The 18,320-nt window shown below is 63.8% G+C and carries 20 protein-coding genes and 1 pseudogene; 7 read left to right on the forward strand and 14 right to left on the reverse strand.

Going from position 1 to position 18,320, the window contains the following annotated elements; translation table 11 throughout:
- Positions 1-589 (forward strand): annotated as a pseudogene (locus LHL23_RS22060) (IS5 family transposase); the annotation flags it as partial.
- 349 nt (positions 590-938) lie between these two features.
- Here the strand turns inward: LHL23_RS22060 and LHL23_RS22065 are convergent.
- From LHL23_RS22065 to LHL23_RS22075, 3 genes are all read right to left on the reverse strand, one after another.
- Positions 939-1,217 (reverse strand): hypothetical protein, encoded by a 279-nt coding sequence (locus LHL23_RS22065; protein ID WP_226431568.1) that lies wholly within the window; start codon positions 1,215-1,217, stop codon positions 939-941.
- Positions 1,218-1,498: 281 nt separating this feature from the next.
- Entirely contained in the window at positions 1,499-2,041 is a 543-nt protein-coding gene (locus LHL23_RS22070) for a hypothetical protein (RefSeq protein WP_226431569.1), read from the reverse strand.
- Positions 2,042-2,431: 390 nt separating this feature from the next.
- Positions 2,432-3,454, reverse strand: coding sequence for a ribose-phosphate pyrophosphokinase (locus LHL23_RS22075; RefSeq protein ID WP_226431570.1), 1,023 nt, complete (start codon positions 3,452-3,454; stop codon positions 2,432-2,434).
- Between the two features lie 172 nt (positions 3,455-3,626).
- Here LHL23_RS22075 and LHL23_RS22080 point away from each other — a divergent pair, with 172 nt between their 5' ends.
- Both LHL23_RS22080 and LHL23_RS22085 read left to right on the forward strand, forming a co-directional pair.
- Positions 3,627-4,424 carry an alpha/beta fold hydrolase gene (locus LHL23_RS22080; protein ID WP_226431571.1) on the forward strand — a complete coding sequence of 266 codons (798 nt, stop codon included), beginning with the start codon at positions 3,627-3,629 and terminating at the stop codon, positions 4,422-4,424.
- Positions 4,425-4,502: 78 nt separating this feature from the next.
- Entirely contained in the window at positions 4,503-5,261 is a 759-nt protein-coding gene (locus tag LHL23_RS22085; protein WP_226431572.1) for a nuclear transport factor 2 family protein, read from the forward strand.
- A 13-nt stretch (positions 5,262-5,274) separates the two neighbouring features.
- Here the strand turns inward: LHL23_RS22085 and LHL23_RS22090 are convergent, their stop codons facing one another.
- Together LHL23_RS22090 and soxC are read right to left on the reverse strand one after the other, a co-directional pair.
- Complete coding sequence (locus LHL23_RS22090; protein ID WP_226431573.1) at positions 5,275-5,793, reverse strand: c-type cytochrome; 519 nt, start codon at positions 5,791-5,793, stop codon at positions 5,275-5,277.
- Positions 5,780-7,063, reverse strand: coding sequence for a sulfite dehydrogenase (gene soxC, locus LHL23_RS22095; protein ID WP_226431574.1), 1,284 nt, complete (start codon positions 7,061-7,063; stop codon positions 5,780-5,782). Before soxC ends, LHL23_RS22090 begins: the two co-directional genes overlap by 14 nt.
- Positions 7,064-7,264: 201 nt before the next feature.
- Between soxC and LHL23_RS22100 the strand changes: the two genes are divergently transcribed.
- A complete protein-coding gene (locus tag LHL23_RS22100) occupies positions 7,265-7,858 on the forward strand; it encodes a 2-hydroxychromene-2-carboxylate isomerase (protein ID WP_226431575.1) in 594 nt (197 codons plus the stop codon).
- Positions 7,859-7,876: 18 nt separating this feature from the next.
- Here the strand turns inward: LHL23_RS22100 and LHL23_RS22105 are convergent, their stop codons facing one another.
- The 6 genes from LHL23_RS22105 to LHL23_RS22130 form a co-directional block, all read right to left on the reverse strand.
- A complete protein-coding gene (locus LHL23_RS22105; RefSeq protein WP_226431576.1) occupies positions 7,877-8,911 on the reverse strand; it encodes a threonine aldolase family protein in 1,035 nt (344 codons plus the stop codon).
- 90 nt (positions 8,912-9,001) lie between these two features.
- Positions 9,002-9,208 carry a hypothetical protein gene (locus tag LHL23_RS22110; protein WP_226431577.1) on the reverse strand — a complete coding sequence of 69 codons (207 nt, stop codon included), beginning with the start codon at positions 9,206-9,208 and terminating at the stop codon, positions 9,002-9,004.
- Between the two features lie 154 nt (positions 9,209-9,362).
- On the reverse strand, positions 9,363-9,845 hold the full coding sequence (locus LHL23_RS22115) for a YcgN family cysteine cluster protein (RefSeq protein WP_226431578.1): 483 nt from the start codon (positions 9,843-9,845) through the stop codon (positions 9,363-9,365).
- Positions 9,842-10,774, reverse strand: a complete 933-nt coding sequence (locus LHL23_RS22120; RefSeq protein WP_226431579.1) for a bifunctional riboflavin kinase/FAD synthetase — start codon at positions 10,772-10,774, stop codon at positions 9,842-9,844. The genes LHL23_RS22115 and LHL23_RS22120 overlap by 4 nt, the downstream gene beginning before the upstream one ends.
- A 606-nt stretch (positions 10,775-11,380) precedes the next feature.
- Complete coding sequence (locus tag LHL23_RS22125; protein WP_222477959.1) at positions 11,381-11,824, reverse strand: MaoC family dehydratase; 444 nt, start codon at positions 11,822-11,824, stop codon at positions 11,381-11,383.
- Positions 11,825-12,048: 224 nt separating this feature from the next.
- Positions 12,049-12,924 (reverse strand): TIGR01459 family HAD-type hydrolase, encoded by an 876-nt coding sequence (locus LHL23_RS22130; RefSeq protein WP_222477961.1) that lies wholly within the window; start codon positions 12,922-12,924, stop codon positions 12,049-12,051.
- Between the two features lie 235 nt (positions 12,925-13,159).
- On the opposite strand from LHL23_RS22130, the gene LHL23_RS22135 reads away from it, so the two are divergent.
- Positions 13,160-13,774 (forward strand): hypothetical protein, encoded by a 615-nt coding sequence (locus tag LHL23_RS22135; protein WP_226431580.1) that lies wholly within the window; start codon positions 13,160-13,162, stop codon positions 13,772-13,774.
- Positions 13,775-13,850: 76 nt separating this feature from the next.
- Here LHL23_RS22135 and LHL23_RS22140 read toward each other — a convergent pair whose 3' ends face one another.
- The 3 genes from LHL23_RS22140 to LHL23_RS22150 all read right to left on the reverse strand — a co-directional run bounded on the left by LHL23_RS22140 (position 13,851) and on the right by LHL23_RS22150 (position 16,899).
- Complete coding sequence (locus LHL23_RS22140) at positions 13,851-14,771, reverse strand: manganese-dependent inorganic pyrophosphatase (protein WP_226431581.1); 921 nt, start codon at positions 14,769-14,771, stop codon at positions 13,851-13,853.
- A gap of 129 nt (positions 14,772-14,900) precedes the next feature.
- A complete protein-coding gene (locus tag LHL23_RS22145) occupies positions 14,901-15,881 on the reverse strand; it encodes a TraB/GumN family protein (protein ID WP_226431582.1) in 981 nt (326 codons plus the stop codon).
- A gap of 34 nt (positions 15,882-15,915) precedes the next feature.
- Entirely contained in the window at positions 15,916-16,899 is a 984-nt protein-coding gene (locus LHL23_RS22150; protein WP_222477969.1) for a TraB/GumN family protein, read from the reverse strand.
- 150 nt (positions 16,900-17,049) lie between these two features.
- Between LHL23_RS22150 and LHL23_RS22155 the strand changes: the two genes are divergently transcribed.
- Complete coding sequence (locus tag LHL23_RS22155) at positions 17,050-17,745, forward strand: DUF2161 domain-containing phosphodiesterase (protein WP_226431583.1); 696 nt, start codon at positions 17,050-17,052, stop codon at positions 17,743-17,745.
- Positions 17,746-17,971: 226 nt separating this feature from the next.
- Complete coding sequence (locus tag LHL23_RS22160; RefSeq protein WP_019298592.1) at positions 17,972-18,259, forward strand: co-chaperone GroES; 288 nt, start codon at positions 17,972-17,974, stop codon at positions 18,257-18,259.
- Positions 18,260-18,320: the final 61 nt, after the last annotated feature.

Raw genomic sequence — 18,320 nt, forward strand, 5'->3', positions numbered from 1 at the left:
ACAAGACCCTGTACAATCGCTGGAAGCGGTGGAGCGATAAAGGGGTCTTTGCGCGGATCATGGCAGGCTTGGCGGCGGAACACGGCGAAGAGAAGACCGAGATGATCGACGCTACCTACCTCAAGGCCCGCCGGACAGCGGCCAGTATGGGTGTCAAAAACGGGGGCGCGGACGCCTGATAGGTCGAACCAAAGGTGGGATGAACACCAACCTGCACGCGGTCTGCGACAGCCAGGGTCGACCGCTCGATCTATTTGTGACTGCCGGTCAGGTCAGCGATTACATCGGCGCACGGGCATTGGTGCGCAGCTTGCCAGACGTTGATTGGCTGCTGGGGGATCGTGGCTACGACGCAAATTGTTTCAGAGAAGCTCTGAAAGACAAAGAGATACGCGCCTGCATCCCTGGCCGAAAGCATAGAAAGAGAGCTATCAGATACGACAAGCGCCGATACAAACGGCGCAACCGCATCGAAATCATGTTCGGCAGGCTTAAGGATTGGCGTCGGGTAGCAACCCGGTACGACAGGTGTCCAAAGGTCTTTCTATCTGCCATCGCTCTCGCCGCAACCGTCATGTTCTGGCTATGAAATGAGAACGAGTCCTGACCCTAGGGTTCCCTGGTAAAGGACCGGTTTGTCCGCTCCTTGTGAATTGGTGGCGCCTGAGATGCTGCGATGTGCATGAACGGCCGTATTTTCCGCCGCGGGCAACACCGGAAATCGTGCAATCGCAGAAGATTTCACACTGCGAGCGCGCGCAGCAAAAAAGTTGAAGGACTGGGTTGGGCTCGAAGCGAAAATTCTCTGCATTGGACCTCAATGTCCGCCTTCCTAAGGAAACACAAAACCCTCACGCACAAAGCAAGCCTTGTGTAGCGGCGTCGCAATCCGGCAACATCAAAAGCACGGCCGGTTTACCCAATCCCGAGCACGCTCTCTATCCGCTGGCGCCGCGTGCGGCCTCAGGATGCTCTGCCAGGAAACCCCTCAAAACGGCAAAGAGCGTCCGCGCATGCTGAACATCGTCAGCGTGCAGGGCAGCGCGAATATCGTCGCAGATCATTTCATGAACTCTTTGTGGCCCGTGGTGAACCTGCATGAGGTAATTCCCCATTAGCGTGGCGTCATATGTAGTAGAATGCTCGTGTTCAGCGAGTGCATCGATCTCTGCCCGCGTAAGCGCGGACATGTCTTCGAGATCTTCAATTGAAATCATGTTTCCTACCCTCCCAGCCAAAGAACTGTAACCATCCGAGTGGTGCGGCGCATTGATTTGGCACAAGCTTCGGGGGAACTGGCAGGTCCGATTGTATCGACCGCTATGGGCCAAGGCGTAGGTGGTCTACGCGGCGGACACATGTATGGCCTTTAGAATAGGGCATGCAGCCAGGCGCTGCACCGCCGCAAGGCAGCAGTGAGCCCAAATCGGCCGTTGCTCTCCGACGGCGCGGATTGCAGTCAAAATCTCAAATCTGCGAATATTATTGTGTGCTGAAGCTACTGCCTGGATACCCAAACTGCATGCCCCACACATCCGAGGAGGACTACGCTTGCACCGAAGAGTTCCAAGCTCTCTTCAATGAAAACTTGCAAGGGCGAACCCATACCGCCGAGCAGTTGAAAATAACCCATCACCTCAACAACAACAGCGCCAGACACAAGAATTACAAAACCAGCCGCAATCAATTTCGCAGATTTTGGATCAGCCCTTGCAGAAGTGAGAAGCGGGCGAAAGAAAATCATCACCAAGAGTGCAAAAAGAGCTGCATATACACCGATCCAGGCACCGTTGGCACCTTGAAACATCGGCAAGCCGATTTCTAAGAGCTTATTGTATTTCGTAATTTTCTCGTGCAGTGCAAGGATCTCATCTGCGGATAACCATGCAAATCCGGCTGCAACCGTCCAGTACAAAGCTGGTTGGACAACGCGTTTTTCGCTAAAAAACAGCGGCATCGATGCAACTGCAGCAGAGGCAAGCAAGAACTTGCCCCCTCCCCACCAGGCGCCGAGTATCAGTTCGCCGTCGAGATCGAACATTGTGGGCCTGCCGCCCAAAGCAAGATGCAATCCGAAAAGCCCGATTATGAAAAGGTCTACTGAAAAAAGGATAACTGGTACAATCACATGGGCTTCCTGATGTTTTGCTCACACGCACATTTCAGTCAAGAGACGGTGTCCGATATCTTAGTAGCGCGAGTTGGACTATGTCCATCCCCCTAGAACTGAGCCACAAGGATAGCCAAAAAACGGGTGACGGAGAATGGTTAGGGAACGATACTCGGACGAGGACATCTTTAAGCTGCTGTGCTGCCAATGACGGAAATGTCCCGCAAAGCAGACTGGGCAGACAATCTCGCTTGAAGCCGCAGGCGTCAAAAAAAAGCCCCGCAAACTGCGGGGCTTTCTCAAATCCGGATAACAGCCGCCTCAGCCGCCGTTGGAATAAAGGCTCTCGTAGATCGGCACCAGCGTCTTGTCCTCGAACAGCGACGACACCGAGGTGCCGTGCCAGATGTTCAGGATCGCCTGGGTGAACAGCGGCGCGGTCGGCACGATGCGGATGTTCGGCGCGTTTTTCACGGCCTCGGTCGGCTGGATCGAGTCGGTCAGCACCAGTGATTTCATCACCGAGTTGGTGACGCGCTCGACTGCCGGGCCGCTCATCACGCCGTGGGTGATATAGGCGTGGACTTCCTTGGCGCCGTTGTCCAACAGCACCTGGGCCGCCTTGCACAGGGTGCCGGCGGTGTCGCACATGTCGTCGACGATCAGGCAGATCTTGTCCTTCACGTCGCCGATCACGGTCATTTCCGCCACTTCGCCCGGCTTCTCGCGGCGCTTGTCGACGATCGACAGCGGCGCGTTGATGCGCTTGGCCAGCTCGCGGGCGCGGGCCACGCCGCCGACGTCGGGGGACACCACCATCAGGTCGCCCATCTGGTCCTTGAACTGGTCCTTCACGTCCAGCGCAAAGATCGGCGAGGCATAGAGGTTGTCCACCGGAATGTCGAAGAAGCCCTGGATCTGCGCCGCGTGCAGGTCCATGGTCAGCACCCGCTCGACGCCTGCGCCGGTCAGCATGTTGGCCACCAGCTTGGCCGAGATCGGAGTGCGCGCCTTGGTGCGGCGGTCCTGGCGGGCATAGCCGAAGTAGGGGATCACCGCGGTGATGCGCTGGGCAGAGGAGCGGCGCAGCGCGTCGGCAATGATCAGCAGCTCCATCAGGTTGTCATTGGCCGGGTTCGAGGTCGGCTGGATGATGAACATGTCCTCGCCGCGGACGTTCTCATAGACTTCGACGAAGATCTCGCCGTCATTGAACCGCTCGACGCGGGCGTCCACCAGCCCCTGGTCGACACCGCGGTGCATGCTCATCCGGCGGGCAATGGCTTGGGCAAGAGGAAGATTGGCGTTCCCAGCAATCAGCTTGGGTTCGTTCAAGGTCGGCATTGGCTGTGATCCCCAGGCAGCAATGGCAATGTGTCAGATTCGTGATATTGAACCCCGCTTATCATGCACTTACCCTCGCGCATAGTTCTAAGCGGGAGAAACAGCTTTTGGTGGCATCACGGTACGGCCTCTCAACCCTGTGTGCCTTCGTCTTGCCGTTGGGGCAGATGGCATGAGCAGCGCACCGCAGGTTTTCTGCCGCAACTTCGGCCAGGGGCCCCGGCAAGTTCTGGCGGTGCATTGCTCGCTGGCTCATTCCGGCGCCTGGCGCGGTGTGGCAGAGCAGATGGCAGAGGAGATCACCCTCACCGCCTTCGACATGCTCAGCCACGGCCGCAGCCCGGACTGGGACGGGCAGGGCAACTACCAGCTGCTGAACATGCAGGCGGGGCTCGGGCTGCTGACCGAACCGCTGGACCTTGTGGGCCACTCCTTCGGCGCCACCGTGGCGCTCCGCATGGCGATGGCCCGCCCGCATCTGGTGCGCAGCCTGACTCTGATCGAACCGGTGCTGTTTGCTGCTGCCAAGGCCGAGGACCCCGCCGCCTTTGCCGCGCTGCAGGAGGCCAGCCGCCCCGCCGAAGCGGCTTGGGCCGCAGGCGACCGGGAGCTGGCAACCCGGCTGTTCAACCGCATGTGGGGGGCAGGGGGCGTGAAATGGCCCGACCTTCCGGAGCCCGCCCGCGCCGCGATGATGCGGGCGATGCCGGTGGTGATCGGCAGCCACGGCACGCTTTACGACGACGAAAACGGCACATTGGCGCCCGGCGCGCTGGATATGGTCACGATGCCGGTGCAGATCCTGACCGGCGCGGACAGCCCGCCGGTAATTCCCGCCATTGCCCGCAGCCTCTGCCGCCGCCTGACCTCTGCCGCGCACACCGCGGTGCCGGGGGCCGCCCACATGCTGCCAATCACACACCCGGTGGAAACTGCAGAACTTCTGCGCCGCTTCTGGCAGATGCTCTGACCCTTTGCGCTGCCGCCAAGGGCAGGGCAGGATGGCAGCACAGGCCGCATTTCAGGCAACACAGAGGAGACGGCACAGATGGCATCGAAAAAGGACCTGCTGAAAACCCTCCTCAAAGGCTTGGAGACAGGCGACCCAGCCTCCGCCGCCGTCGTCAACGAGGACAAGTACATCCAGCACAACCCGCAGACCCATGAGGGCAGCGAGGGGCTGGCGGTGCTCTTTGCGCGCCTCGCCAAGACCTCGCCCCGCGTCACCTTCAAGCGGGTGTTCGAGGATGGCGATTTCGCCTTTGCCCATATCGAATACGATTTCTCGTCCCTGCGCGCGGCTTTCGAGGTGTTCCGCTTCGAGGATGGCAAGGCAGTGGAGCACTGGGACAACATCCAAACCCTGCGCGGCCCCAATCCGTCAGGGCGCGGCATGCAGGACGGCGCCACGGAGATCACCGGTCTGGACAAGACCGAAGAGAACCGCGCCCTGGCCCGCAGCTATACCGAACAGGTGCTGATCCGGCGGCAGCTGGACCAGCTGCCGGGCTATGTCCGCGCGGACCTCATCCAGCACAACCCGGACCTGGCCGACGGCCTGCCTGCCTTGCGCGATGCGCTGTCAGCCACGGAAAACGGCGTGCCCGCTATCCAGTACCAGCATTTCCACCACGTGCTGGCAGAGGGTAATTTCGTGCTCTGCGCCAGCGAGGGGCAGCGGGGCGGCATCCACACCAGTTTCTACGATCTCTACCGCATCGAGGACGGCAGGATCGCCGAGCACTGGGACACCATTGAGGCCATCCCCCCGCGCAGCGAGTGGAAGAACGACAACGGCAAGTTCTAAGCCCGGCCCGTCCTCACCAGGGCTTCGCGCCCTGCTTGGCCCAGATGTCCAGGAAATTGCCGTGGTTCGGCATCTTCACCGCGGGCAGGGTCTCTGCCGTCATCGCGGTGTCTGCATCAATCACCCCGTTGCGCTCCAGGATGAAGGCCGCCAGCGCATAGGTCTCGTCATCGCTCAGCGACTTCGGCGCCTCCAGCGGCATCGCCCGGCGGATGTAGTCAAACAGCGTGGTGGCATAGGGCCAGTAGCTGCCTGCGGGCTTGGCCCAGACATCATTGGGGCCAACCGGCGGCATCACCGGGCCCTCGCTGCCGGTTGCGCCATGGCAGGTGGCACATTTTGCGGCATAGATCTCCGCGCCTTGTGCTGCAGTGCCGCTGCCTGCGGGCAGGCCGGCACCTTCAGGCGTTACATAGGTGGCGTAAAACGGGATATCCGAGGCTTCCAAGGGCTGCCCCAGACCGGGGCCTTCAGCGCGGGCAGCAGCGGCGGTCAGCAGCAGGGCGGCGGCGGTGAGTTTAAAGATAGACATTCTGAACCGCTCCTTCTGCCGTGACCTGCCAGGGCTGGATGGCGTTGTAGTGCAGGAAATTCGAGGCGTGATAGCGTGCCTTCCAGTCGGCGCGCGCAGGCTGCACCGCGCCGGTCTCGTCCGTTGCGCGGCTCATCAGCACCAAGGGCGATCCGTCCCAGTGCCAGGGCAGGCTGAAGCGGGTCAGCGCCTGCGGCAGCACCGGCCCGGCCAGCGCCGCCTCGGCCCAGCTCTGACCGCCATCCGCCGACACCTCGACTTTGGCGACCTTGCCCGCTCCGGTCCAGGCCAGCCCGGAAATCTCGTAAAACCCCGGCCCGCTCATCGTCATGGTCGCGGACGGATGGGTGATGAAGCTCTTCACCCCCATCGCAAAGGTGAACTGTACCGAGGAGCCGTCAGCCAGGATCTCGGTGTATTCGCCCGATTCATCCTTGGTATGCACCGGCGCCTCCGTCACCCACAGGCTGGTCAGCCACTTGATGTTCATGTTGCCCTCGAACCCGGGCAGCAGCAGCCGCATCGGATAGCCCTGCTCGGGCCGGATCCGCTCGCCGTTCTGGTACAGTGCCAGCATCCCGTCGCTCATGATCTTCTCCATCGGGATCGAGCGCGCCAGGCTCGGCCCGTCGGCGCCCGCGGCCACCACCCATTTGCCCTCAGGCTTGACGCCCGCTTCCTCCATCAGAACGCGCATAGGAATGCCGCTCCATTCGGTGTTCGACACCAGCCCATGCAGCATGTCGCAGCCCGCCTGCATCGGCTCCGGCATCACCGCGTTGAACAGGCTGTTGCCGGCGCATTCCAGGAAATGCGTGGCCGTCACCATCGGATAGCGCTCCAGCGCCTCCAGGCTGAACTGCAGCGGTCGCTCCACCAGCCCGTGGATCATCAGCCGGTGGCGGGCCGGGTCAATGTCGGGGCGGCCCCCGTGATGTACCTCGTAATGCAGCCCGTTGGGGGTGATGGTGCCGCGCAGCTTGTGGTGCGGCGTGCCCGACAGGCTGAAGGCCGGCGCCACGTCCTGCCAAGGTTCGATGATGGCGCGCTGCACCGAGGATTCGGCTGCGGCCGGCATGCCGTAACCGCGCGCCCGCGCCCCGGCGGCTTTGGTCCACTCGGGAATTTCGGCCTCCGCCCGCGCCGCCTTTGGCAGCGCCAGGCCCGCAGCGGTCCCGGCCGCGGCCGAGACCAGCAGCATCCGGCGGCTCAGCAGCCCGCCGCCCGCGGCATAGTCCAGCGCCGCGCCGTCAATGTCGGATCGTGTCATTTGAATGTCCCCTCCCTCGCTGGCAAATGCTGCTCGCACAGGGCCTCAGGACGCGGGTCTTGCCACCCGCTGCTTCCGCAAGACTATCACAAAACGGGCCGCAGCAGCAGGGGCGGGGGCTGGGGCGGCTGCGGACGGCCTTTGGACTATCCGGCGCCTGCGCCTACACTCTTCATCAGCAATGACTGACAGGAGGCCCCCATGCCCGGACTGGATTTCTGGTATTCGATCGGCAGCACATACACCTACCTGACGGTGATGCGGATCGCGGATGCGGCGGCGCAGGCTGGCATTCCGGTCCGCTGGCGCCCCTTCAACGTGCGCCATGTGATGACGGTGCAGAACAACATCCCGTTCAAGGACAAGCCGGAAAAGACCGCCTACATGTGGCGCGACATCGAACGCCGCGCCGGACGCTACGGCCTGCATGTGCGGCTGCCCGCGCCTTATCCGCTGCCGGAACTGGTGCTGGCCAACCAGGTGGCTGCGCTGGGTGCGGCAGAGGGCTGGGGCGAGGCCTATACCCAGGCAGCCTACCGCTGCTGGTTCGAGGCCGGCCAGCCCGCGGGCGAGGACCCGAACCTTTCCGCCAGCCTCCAGGCCGCGGGCCAGGACCCGGGCAGGGTGCTGGCAGAGGCGGTGTCGGACAAAACGGTCAAAATGCTCGCGGACGCAACCGAGGAAGCAATGGCGCTGGGCATCTTCGGCGCCCCCAGCTTCGTCGTGGCGGGCGAGGTGTTCTGGGGCGACGACCGGCTGGAGGACGCGCTCCTCTGGGCGCAGGGCAAACGCTAGGCGCCGCCCTGCAACAGATCAGAGCAGCGACAGGAACGCCCGGATATCTTCCTCCGGCACCGACCAGTCGCAGACAAACCGCGCCGTGACCATCTCGTTCTCCGGCCCCTGCAGCAGCCCGTCCCACAGGTGATAGATAGCGCCCGCTGCAAACAATTCCTGATGCTTGCGGCGGGGCAGGGCGGCAAAGATCATGTTGGCCTGGGCAGGATGGGTGAAATGGGCGCCCGCCGCCTTCAGCCCCTCGGCCAGCAGCGCCGTCTTGGCATTGGCCGCGCGGGCGTTCTCCAGCCACAGATCGTCACTCAGATAGGCCAGCATCTGCGCCGACAAATAGCGGTGCTTGGAAAACAGATGCGCACCGCGCTTGCGGCGGTACTCGAACTCCTGCGCATGGCGCGGATCAAAGAAGATCACCGCTTCCACTCCCAGGCAGCCGTTCTTGGTGCCGCCGAAGGACACCGCATCGACGCCCGCCTTCCAGGTCATCTCGGCCGGCGTGCAGCCCAGCGACACCAGCGCATTGGTGAACCGCGCGCCGTCCATATGCACCGGCAGCCCGTACTCCTTGGCCGCTCCGCAGACCGCCTGCAGCTCCTGCAGACTGTAGACGGTGCCGAACTCCGTCACCTGCGTCAGCGACACCGGCCCCCGCTGCGGACCGTGCACGCCGCGGGTCTCTTCGCCCTCGATGGCCGCGCGCAGCCCCTCGGAGGTCATCTTGTCCGCCTCCGTCACCAGCGTCAGCTTGGCGCCGCCGCTGTAGAACTCCGGCGCGTTGCATTCATCCATGTTGATATGGGCAGGTTTGGTGCAGAACACCGTCTGCCACGGCTGCGCCAGCGTCGACAGCGCCAGCACATTGGCGGCGGTGCCGGTCGCGACCAGATAGACTGCCGCCTCCGGTGCCTCGAAAATCTCCCGGATCCGCTCTGTCACCTCGGCCATTTCCGCGTCTGCGCCATAGCCCATGGCATAGCCCTGGTTGGCCCGCGCCAGCGCGTCGAGGATCTGCTGCGGCACCGGGCCGGAGTTGTCGGAAGCGAAATGCATCGGTCAGGGTCCTTGATCTGCCAGGGTCTTACCCCCAAGCAGTAGGCAACTCCGCCGCCGATGCCAAGGCGGTTCCGGGCAGGCGCGCGCTCAGAAGATCTGGGCGAACAGGTAGCCCAGCCCGATGCCGGTGCAGGTGCCGAGAGAAGCCCAGACCGTCAGCTGCCGCCCCAGGTGATACTGATGCCAGGCCCGGATTTCCGCCGCCTGCTTGCTGCTGAGGCCCAGGGTCGAGAGGTATTCCTTGGCCTTGTAGGCTTCTCTTTCGCTGAAGTAGGTGCCGTGCTCGAATGGCATTTGCCGCCCTCCTCATGGGAACCCGCCCGGATCCGGCGCCGGCGCGGCGCAGGCCCGGGGTTTCCGCAGCATGCGGGCGGCGCAGCACGCCGTGCAACCTTGAATTGTATTGATGTTTAACGAAACCACACCCGCCCCACCGGGCGGGCAGCGGTCAGCCGGTGGGCTCTTCGATGATGTGGTCTTCCCACTCATCCTCGGCGATCTCGAACTCCGACACCGTCCAGCCGCGCACCGAGACGCCCGCCTCATGCACGCTTTCCGGCGTGCCGGTCAGCAGCGGGTGCCAGTCCGGCAGCGGCTTGCCTTGCCACAGCAGCCTATAGGCGCAGGTCTGCGGCATCCAATAGGCGTGGGTGTCCAGGTTGTCCGGCTTCAGCACAATGCACTCGGGGATGAACTGATGGCGGATCGGGTACTGGGCGCAGCGGCAGGTGCTGTCGTCCAGCAGGCGGCAGGCCACCCGGGTCAGCGCGACGTCGCCGCTGTCCTCATCCTCCAGCTTGTTGAGGCAGCATTTGCCGCAGCCGTCGCACAGCGCTTCCCATTCCTTCTGGCTCAGCTTCTCCAGCGGCTTCTTCTCCCAGAAGCGCTCGCTGAGGCCAGAGCGGTCAATCACGTCTCTTGCAGGTTTCATAGCGCCGCCAGAATTTCACGCGCCTGGGCGCAGTCCGCATCCATCTGCGCCGTCAGCGCCTCCAGCCCGTCGAACTTCAGCTCCGGCCGCAGGAATTCCACCAGCCCGACCGACAGCGTCGCGCCGTAAAGATCGCCGGAGAAATCGAACAGGAAGGTTTCGATATTGGGCACCACGCCGCCGAACATCGGCCTGACCCCGATCGAGGCCGCGCCGTGGTAGCTGCCCGCATGCGGCCCGTCCAGCACATCGACCAGCACCGCATAAACGCCGAACCGCGGCTGATGCAGCCCGTCGATCGACATGTTGGCCGTCGGAAAACCCAGCTCCCGCCCGCGCTGCTCGCCGCCGATCACCACGCCTTCGATCCGGTGCCAATGGCCCAGCATCTCCTTGGCATCCGCAGGCCGGCCCTCGCTCAATGCGTTGCGGATCGCGGTGGAGGAGACCGCGTGCTCGGAATATTCCATCAGCGGCGCAATGGTGACGCCAAAGCCGTATTGTTCGCCAAACCGCTGCAGGTCCTCGGCATTGCCGGCACGGCCCTTGCCGAAACAGAAATCGGCGCCGACGACCACATGCGCCAGCCCCAGCCCTTCGGAGATCACGTCGCGGGCAAACTCCTCCGGCGTCAGGCTCGACAGCGCGGTGTTGAAGTTCAGCTCGTAGAGCCGCTCCACCCCCAGCTTTTCCAGCCGGTGGGCGCGGGTGTCGGCGCGCATCAGGCGGAAGGGCGGCGCATCGGGCGCAAAATACTCCCGCGGGTGCGGCTCAAACGTCATCACCCCCAAGGGCGCTCCGGGCGCGGCCATGCGGGCCAGCTCGATCACCGACTGATGGCCCAGATGCACGCCGTCAAAGTTGCCGATGGCGACAGTGGCGCCCCGGTCCTGCACTTCGACGAATTCATAATCTCTGACGATACGCATGGCGCATCCGTACCTGCACCGCGGCGGCGGTTCAAGCGGCCAGTGCGGGAGGGGGAGAGAGCCGGGCGAGCGCCTGACCGCGGGGTGGCGCTGCAACGGCTATACATGGCAGTTTATCCCTGCAACGTCCGTACAACTCATCATGGGACTACTGCACTTGCCAAAGCGCCAGCCCGGTGGGGCGGGCAGGCGTTCGCCCGGCGGCGCTGCGCGCCTTGATTCCGGGCGGGATGGCCCACTCCCACCGGGGCGTTGCGCACCCACCGTACGCCCCCTTCACGCGATCCTCATTTCCCTATGCCACACTCCCAGAAGATCGCGATCCCCCGCCATGGCTCCGCGCATGGGCCATGATACGAGGCGCAGGCATCTGTGCGGCTGCCTGCGCGACACCCCGGAGACCGGCCCTGATAAAAAGGGGGTCGTCCAGGATATCCTGTCCGAGCAGGCCCCCCGTGGGGGCTGTCCACCTCCACCCGGCGGCGCCGCCCCCTTAATTGGGTTTCAGCGCAGAACCGAACGGAAAGACCGGAACAACAGACAGGGCAAGAGAAAACCGCCAAGGGCAAAGGCCCCCGGCGGCTGAAACCGCTGCGTGCAGAAAATTCAGTCGAACTTGCGCGACGGCGCCATCACCATGGCCTCGCCCACCAGCACCTTCTTGCCGTTGACGATGCAGCGGCAGTCCAGCTTCACCCGGCGCTTGTCGATCACGATGTCGGTCACCTCGACCTCCGCCAGCACCAGGTCGCCCGGGCGCACCGGCGCCAGGAACTTCAGCGACTGGCTCATGTAGATGGTGCCGTGGCCGGGCAGCTGCTCGCCGATCACCGCCGAGATCAGCCCGGCGGTCAGCATCCCGTGCGCGATCCGGCCCTCGAAAATGGTGTCCTGCGCATAGGCGTCATCCAGATGCACCGGGTTGCGGTCGGTGGAGACCTCGGCGAACTTCTCGATGTCCTCATCGGTGATGACTTTGCGCAGGTAGCGCACCATGCCCATCTCGATGTCCTCGATGCAGATGGTCCCGCGCGGCATGTTGTCCAACATTCGATCCTCCGTTCGCCCGGTCCCGATCATCTGCCCTGATCGCGTGGATTGACCGCTTGGCGTTGTAACTTTTGCGCGCCGGAATGGCCGCTTGCGCAACTTTATTACTTTGCAACTGCAGAAAATCAAGAGATTTCTGACAAAAGAAAACCCCGCCGGGTGGGGCGGGGTGTGACTGGAGCAGGCGAGGCCCCGTGTCGTTACAAGGGGTGCCGCAGGCAGTTTTAGCGCAGGAAACCAATGGCATAGGTGGGCGCGGACTGCTCCTGCGCCAGGTAGGCCTGCAGCGCCTCCGGGTCCGGCTGGACCGATGTTTTTGTCTCTCTGGCCGCAAGCCCGCCGGTGATGAACAGGGAATCGATGCCTTCGCCCATGGCGCCGGCAATATCCGTGTGCGGCCCGTCGCCGATCGCCAGGATCTCGGAATCGGCTATCCCCGGGCTGACTTCCTGCAGCCGCAGCCGGGCCAGGTCATAGATCGGCGGGTGCGGCTTGCCGAAATACAGGCTCTCGCCGCCCATCTCCGTATAAAGCCGCGCCAGCGCCCCCGCGCACCACTCCCGCGTCTCGCCGCGGTCGACGATGATGTCGGGGTTGGCGCACAAGAGCTTCATGCCCATCTGCTTGGCATAAAGGAAATCAGGCCGGTTCACCTCCGGGTCCGCCATCGTGTCGAACGGGCCGCAGCAGACGATGCCCTCGGCTTCCCGAAGCGGCACCCGGGTGATCTCCACCGGGTCATGGATCACGTGCAGCGGCTCGAAAAAGCCCGCATCGCGCTCCCACTCGCCCATGAAATAAACCTTGTTGCCCACCGCGCCGGTGAACATCGCCGCGCGGGCCGAATCGCCGGAGGTGGAGATCGTGTCATAGGCATCCGCCGGGACATTGAACTGCCCCAGCTGCGCCGCCACCCCGGCGCGCGGCTTCGGCGAATTGGTCACCAGCACCACGACCCCGCCCTGCGCCCGGTACGCCTGCAGCGCCGCAACTGCCTCGGGAAAGGCGGTGATGCCGTTGTGCACGCAGCCCCAAAGGTCCACGAACAGCGCCTTGTAGCGGCTGGAAATGTCGGAAAGGGAGGTGATGATCTGGGTCATGGCCGGGCCTTCGCGCATAGGGATCTGGTGCGCGCACAGCTATGGCAGAGAGCGGCAGGATTGGCCAGCGGGCGGGCGTTACTTGCCGCCGGGTATTCCCAATCTGCAACCGGCAGCATAGTCTGGAATCTGATATTCAATCGGGCAAACAAGCCGTATGCAATTTGTCGAACGATCTATTATCGGGCTGAGATCCGCCCGCCATGTTTTCAAAAGCCCCTCTCACCCTGCGCAGGTGACCCTGTTTCCGATGGTGCATATCGGCGAGGCCCGTTTCTTTGATGAAGTGTACAGGGATGCTCTGGATCACGATGTGCTGCTGTTCGAGGGGGTAAAGTCACCGGTCGTGGAACATCTGACCCGTTCCTACCGCTGGCTGGACGGCGGCCGCTTGGGGCTGGTGACACAGCCCAGGATGCCGGCCGGAGCGGGCGGGGCGGAACGCATTCACGCTGATGTCAGCCAAGCGGAATTCGAGGCGGCCTGGAAAACGCTGCCGCTTGCGCTGCGCATCCTTTGCGTTGCCTATGCGCCGTGGACCGGGTTGCGCCGCCGATGGTTTTCAACACGAGACAGCCTGTCGCAAGGGCTCGATGTGGACGATCTCCGCACACGGGAGAGCAGCTTGTTCTGGGATGCGGACAGTGCCGCACTGCAGAACGTCATCCGGACCCGGCGTGACATGCGGCTGTGCGAAAAGCTGACTGCTGTCTTGGACCGGACAGAAGAGTTGTCCATAGCCGTTGTTTTTGGTGCAAATCACATGCCGGCTGTGTCGCGGATGTTGTCGGACTATGCGGGATTCCGCCCGGCGGGCAGCGAATGGATGACAGTTTTCGGGCTGGACTAAGAACAGCCTCAGCCGTGCCGGCGCAAACTGAAAAGGCGCCCTTAGGGGCGCCTTTTGTTTCCGGCTGCGGCTGCGATCAGACCTTGAGGTTCGGAATGATCTGCTTCTTGCGGGACATGATGCCCGGCAGCACCACGGTGTCGCCGGCGGCATCGGCGCCAAAGGACTTGGCAGCCACGGTTTTCACCAAGTCGTTCGGCACCAGCAGGGTGGCTTCTTCGTTCAGGATGTCGACCACGAACAGCAGCACCTGATCGACGCCGTCCTCGGCCGCGACGGAGGTCATCGACTCCATCAGCGACGCCTTGCGGTCCAGCACCACGCCCGGCGCGGTGGTTTCCAGCACGGAGACGCGGAACTTGGTGCCGTCGACTTCGTATTCCTTGGAATCCATTCGGATCAGTTCCGCATCGGAGAAGGAGGAGACGTCGGATTTGGCGGCAAACATTTCAGCCGCGTATTCGGAGATGTTGATGCCCAGCTCACCCGCCAGCTTCTCGGCCACGGCCTTGTCATGGGCGGTGGTGGTGGGGGAGCGGAATTCCAGCGTGTCGGACAGGATGCAGGTCAGCGCCGCGCCTTTGACGGCTTCCGGCATCTTGGCGGCATCGTCGCCCATCAGGTCGTGCATGATGGTGGCGGTGCAGGCCAGCGGGCGGATGGTGATGTCGATCGGGCCTTTGGTCTCCAGGCCGCCGACCAGCTTGTGGTGGTCGATGATCGCCTGCACGTCGGCGCCGTTGATGTTGGCGGGCAGCTCTGCCGGGTTGTTGGTGTCAACAATCACCACAGCTGCATCATCGGCCACGTCACCGATGATTTCCGGCTTTTCCAGGCCCCAGCGCTGCAGCATGAAGGCGGCTTCGGTGTTCGGCTCGCCCAGCAGTTTCGGGGCGGCGGCCACGCCTTTCACCTCGTTCAGGTACCAGGCCCAGACGATCGGGGAGCCGGTGGAATCGGTGTCGGGGGATTTGTGGCCGAAAACTTGGATGGTCATGGGGCTGTCCTGTTCATGCAAAAGGTCAGAAAGGGGAGATTTGCGCGCCTTATAGGGCTGGCGCGCAGGCTTGTCACCCCGCTGATGCTGCAATGCGGCGTTGTGTTCAGAACGGGGGCAGGGCGGGGTTCAGAACGGCGCGCGCTCCAGCGTGTAGCCCTCTTGCTGCAACAGGTTCAGCACGCCTGCCTCCCCGGGCAGATGCAGCGCACCTGCGGCCACCACGATACGGTCGCCCTCAGCCGCCTCGATCACCGGGATCCAGCTGCGGTTGCGCTGGTCCATCAGCATCTCCATCGACTCCGCCCACAGCGCCTCGCGCTCGGCTTGTGTCAGGGCGCCGCTCTGCAGGAAATCCCGTTCGCTCAGCAACAGGGCATAAAGCGCCTGCTGGTCGAAATAGGCCTCAACCGTGGTGATGAACCCGTCGGTGCCGCCGCCCATCAGGGCGGTGAAGGCGCGCAGCTGGCGGACCTGTTCCTCCAGCGGATCGGCGTCCATCATCCGGATGATGGTCATCGGGTCCTCCAGCGACTGCACCGGCACATCCGCCGCTTCGGCGATTTCCCCCAGCCGCAGATCCAGGCCCCGCTTGACGTCCTTGTCCTGCCGCAGGCACGGCGGGAACGCCATCGACAGGGCGAGGAACCAGGGCCGCATCTTGGCCGCCATCCACGGCGGCATGCCGTTGTCGCGGACCTTGGCGGCCAGGGCCTCCCATTCCGCAGCGGGCAGCCGGTCGATCAGCGTGGGGCCTTCGGTGATCAGCATCAGCGAGGGCGTGCGGCCCAGTTCCGCCTCAAACGCGGCCTTGTCGGCGGGGCTGGCCTCCATCAGCAAAAGGTCCGCCTGCCGGACCAGCGGCGCCAGATCCGCGCTGATCCGCGCCATCCGCGGGTCATTGATGTGCAGGGTGCCGATCACATGCACGGTGCGGCTGCCGCGCCGGGCGATCCAGTGGTTGCCGCCGGAGAACGGCACCGCTGCAATGCGCGCCTCGAAGCCGGCGCGCTCCTCTTCTGTCAGGGCGGTGCGCAGGTCGGTGCCGGTGCAGGCGGCCCAGAGCGATGCAGGCAGCAGCAGGAAAAACACGGTCAAAAGCAGTCGCATCGAAATATCCCTGAATGAAATCTTCCGCGCCGTTTTACCACGGGGCGCGGGCCAGGCTGAAGCCCCTGGCCTTGAGAAGGTTAAGCAGCCCGTTCCTGCCGGGCAGATGGGCGGCGCCCACGGCAACCACGAACCGCTCCTGCTGCGCCGCCTGGATCACTTTCATCCAGCGGATGTTGCGCTGGTCCAGCAGGCGGCGGTTGTACTGGGCCCACAGCCGTTCCGTCTCAGCCGCGGAGAAGCTGCTGTACTGGGCGCTGATCCAGGGCGCCAGCACGAAAGAGGTCCAGACGCTCTGGTCGAAATAGGCCTCCACCGGGGTGGCGTCCTCGGGCTTGTCGGACTGGATCAGCTCCAGTTCCAGCTGCAGCATCCGGGCCTGATCGCGCAGCGGCAGGCTGGACACCGCCGCCAGCGCCTGTTCGGGCGTTTCCAGCGCCCCCAGCGGAATCCGGTTGCGGCGGGCGAAATCGGAGATCCGGTCGTCCAGCCCGCGACGCAGGCCGAAGCCGTAGGGGCGGCAGCCGCTTTGCACCAGGAACATCGAGATCGCCCAGGGTTGCATCCGGTTCACGGTGTCCAGGTTGGCGCCGGAGATCCGGGCTGTCAGCTCGAACTGCTCCCACGACTCGGGCGGCAGCAGCTGCCGCAGCTCGCGCCCCTGCGGCAGCAAAAAGCTGCGCGCCACCGAGGGCGGCATCCGGTCCAGCCGCTGCATGTCCTGGTCCGAGGTCTCCAGATAGATCGCCTGTGCCGACGCCAGCGCCGGGCGCAGGGTGCGCATCACCTTGGCCATGCGGGCATCGCCGCCATGCATGGTGCCGATCACATGAATGCTGCGGCTGCCCTTGGTGGCGACCCAGTGGTTGCCCTCGGAAAACGGGGTGGCGGCCATCGCGCGGTCGAGCCGCTCCTGGGTGGCGGGCGGCAGATAGGCGCGGTAGTCGATGCCGCGGCAGGCGGCAAAGCCGGCGGTGGCCTGCAGCATCAGCGCAAGGGCCAGTGCAATGGATTTCATCAGGTGCCCTTTCCCCGGGGGTTCCGGAACGATGGCCTGGACCTATGACCCTAGGGCGGGGCAGGGGGTGCGGCAACGTAAAACCCTGCGGCGGCCGGCAATACCCGGCGGCGGATTGCCATTGGCGGCGCTTCCTGCCAGTCATGGGGCATGGAACGCGAGGATCAGCTGTATGCGCCGGTGAAGGCGCTGCTGGAAGGCCAGGGCTATGCCGTCAAGGGCGAGGTGGGGGCTGCCGATGTGGTGGGCGTCCGCGGTGCGGAACCGCCGGTGATTGTCGAGCTGAAGCTGAAGTTCTCGCTGTCGCTGTTTCATCAGGCGATCGCCCGGCTGGCGGTCACCGATCACGTCTATATCGCGGTGCCGCGGCCCGGCGGGCGGCAGGCGCGGCGGATGATGAAGGACAATCTGGCGATGTGCCGGCGGCTGGGGCTGGGGCTGATCACGGTCTTGGCGGACGGCCGGGCGGAGGTCCATTGCGATCCCGGCCCCTACAGCCCCCGCAAATCGAAGAAAAAGCAGGCGCGGCTGCTGCGCGAGTTTCAAACCTTGCGCGGCGATCCCAACGCGGGCGGCGCCACAAGGCACGGCATTGTCACCGCCTACCGCCAGGACGCGCTGGCCTGCGCCGCGCATCTGGCCGGGGCAGGCGCCTGCAAGGGGGCGGAGGTCGCCAGGGCCACCGGCGTCGCGCGGGCCACGCGGCTGATGGCCAGCAACCATTACGGCTGGTTCGAGCGGGTGGAGACAGGGGTTTACCAGCTGACAGACGCGGGCCGCGACGGGCTGGTGCATTGGGCGGAAAGCTGGGAAGACGCGGCAGTCTCCGGCCCGGAGCAATTTTGATTTTTTGTTTTTCGAAGTAAAAACAAAAGCTTGAGCGTGTTTTCTCTGGTGCTGCCAGCGCCGCGGAAAATCCAGCAATTTTTCTTGCATGAAGATGTTGACTCGGCCCGGATCGATGCCTAGCTTCCCCTCGTTAGCACTCGCCGGGTGTGAGTGATAACGGCCCCGCCGGGGAGGCGGAGGTCCAACAGATAACAACCTTTGAGCCTTTCAAGGAGCTGCAAAGATGGCATTGAAACCGCTTCATGACCGCGTGCTGGTGCGCCGCACCGAAAGCGAAGAGAAAACCGCGGGCGGCCTGATCATCCCCGATTCCGCCAAGGAAAAGCCGAGCGAAGGCGTTGTGGTTGCATGCGGCGCAGGCGCCCGCAAGGACAGCGGCGAGCTGATCGAGATGGCCGTGTCCGCTGGCGACCGCATCATGTTCGGCAAATGGTCCGGCACCGAGATCACCGTCGACGGTGAAGAGCTGCTGATGATGAAGGAAAGCGACATCATGGGCATCATCGAGTAAGACCCCGGGATTTTCCCAAGTCTGCTCTGATCCCTGATCGCTGAAACACACAGAATTTCTC

Source organism: Leisingera sp. McT4-56 (assembly GCF_020514995.1).
GTDB classification, from domain to species: Bacteria; Pseudomonadota; Alphaproteobacteria; order Rhodobacterales; family Rhodobacteraceae; genus Leisingera; species Leisingera aquaemixtae_A.

What these genes read in the sequence shown, in the direction of transcription:
- LHL23_RS22090 (WP_226431573.1), bottom strand. Translation starts at nt 5,793, where the DNA reads ATGTCTATCTTTAAACTCACCGCCGCCGCCCTGCTGCTGACCGCCGCT.
- LHL23_RS22140 (WP_226431581.1), bottom strand. Translation starts at nt 14,771, where the DNA reads ATGACCATCCAAGTTTTCGGCCACAAATCCCCCGACACCGATTCCACC.
- LHL23_RS22125 (WP_222477959.1), bottom strand. Translation starts at nt 11,824, where the DNA reads ATGTTGGACAACATGCCGCGCGGGACCATCTGCATCGAGGACATCGAG.
- LHL23_RS22115 (WP_226431578.1), bottom strand. Translation starts at nt 9,845, where the DNA reads ATGAAACCTGCAAGAGACGTGATTGACCGCTCTGGCCTCAGCGAGCGC.
- LHL23_RS22085 (WP_226431572.1), top strand. Translation starts at nt 4,503, where the DNA reads ATGGCATCGAAAAAGGACCTGCTGAAAACCCTCCTCAAAGGCTTGGAG.
- LHL23_RS22070 (WP_226431569.1), bottom strand. Translation starts at nt 2,041, where the DNA reads ATGTTCGATCTCGACGGCGAACTGATACTCGGCGCCTGGTGGGGAGGG.
- LHL23_RS22155 (WP_226431583.1), top strand. Translation starts at nt 17,050, where the DNA reads ATGGAACGCGAGGATCAGCTGTATGCGCCGGTGAAGGCGCTGCTGGAA.
- LHL23_RS22100 (WP_226431575.1), top strand. Translation starts at nt 7,265, where the DNA reads ATGCCCGGACTGGATTTCTGGTATTCGATCGGCAGCACATACACCTAC.
- LHL23_RS22120 (WP_226431579.1), bottom strand. Translation starts at nt 10,774, where the DNA reads ATGCGTATCGTCAGAGATTATGAATTCGTCGAAGTGCAGGACCGGGGC.
- LHL23_RS22065 (WP_226431568.1), bottom strand. Translation starts at nt 1,217, where the DNA reads ATGATTTCAATTGAAGATCTCGAAGACATGTCCGCGCTTACGCGGGCA.
- soxC (WP_226431574.1), bottom strand. Translation starts at nt 7,063, where the DNA reads ATGACACGATCCGACATTGACGGCGCGGCGCTGGACTATGCCGCGGGC.
- LHL23_RS22130 (WP_222477961.1), bottom strand. Translation starts at nt 12,924, where the DNA reads ATGACCCAGATCATCACCTCCCTTTCCGACATTTCCAGCCGCTACAAG.
- LHL23_RS22080 (WP_226431571.1), top strand. Translation starts at nt 3,627, where the DNA reads ATGAGCAGCGCACCGCAGGTTTTCTGCCGCAACTTCGGCCAGGGGCCC.
- LHL23_RS22145 (WP_226431582.1), bottom strand. Translation starts at nt 15,881, where the DNA reads ATGCGACTGCTTTTGACCGTGTTTTTCCTGCTGCTGCCTGCATCGCTC.
- LHL23_RS22105 (WP_226431576.1), bottom strand. Translation starts at nt 8,911, where the DNA reads ATGCATTTCGCTTCCGACAACTCCGGCCCGGTGCCGCAGCAGATCCTC.
- LHL23_RS22150 (WP_222477969.1), bottom strand. Translation starts at nt 16,899, where the DNA reads ATGAAATCCATTGCACTGGCCCTTGCGCTGATGCTGCAGGCCACCGCC.
- LHL23_RS22075 (WP_226431570.1), bottom strand. Translation starts at nt 3,454, where the DNA reads ATGCCGACCTTGAACGAACCCAAGCTGATTGCTGGGAACGCCAATCTT.
- LHL23_RS22110 (WP_226431577.1), bottom strand. Translation starts at nt 9,208, where the DNA reads ATGCCATTCGAGCACGGCACCTACTTCAGCGAAAGAGAAGCCTACAAG.
- LHL23_RS22160 (WP_019298592.1), top strand. Translation starts at nt 17,972, where the DNA reads ATGGCATTGAAACCGCTTCATGACCGCGTGCTGGTGCGCCGCACCGAA.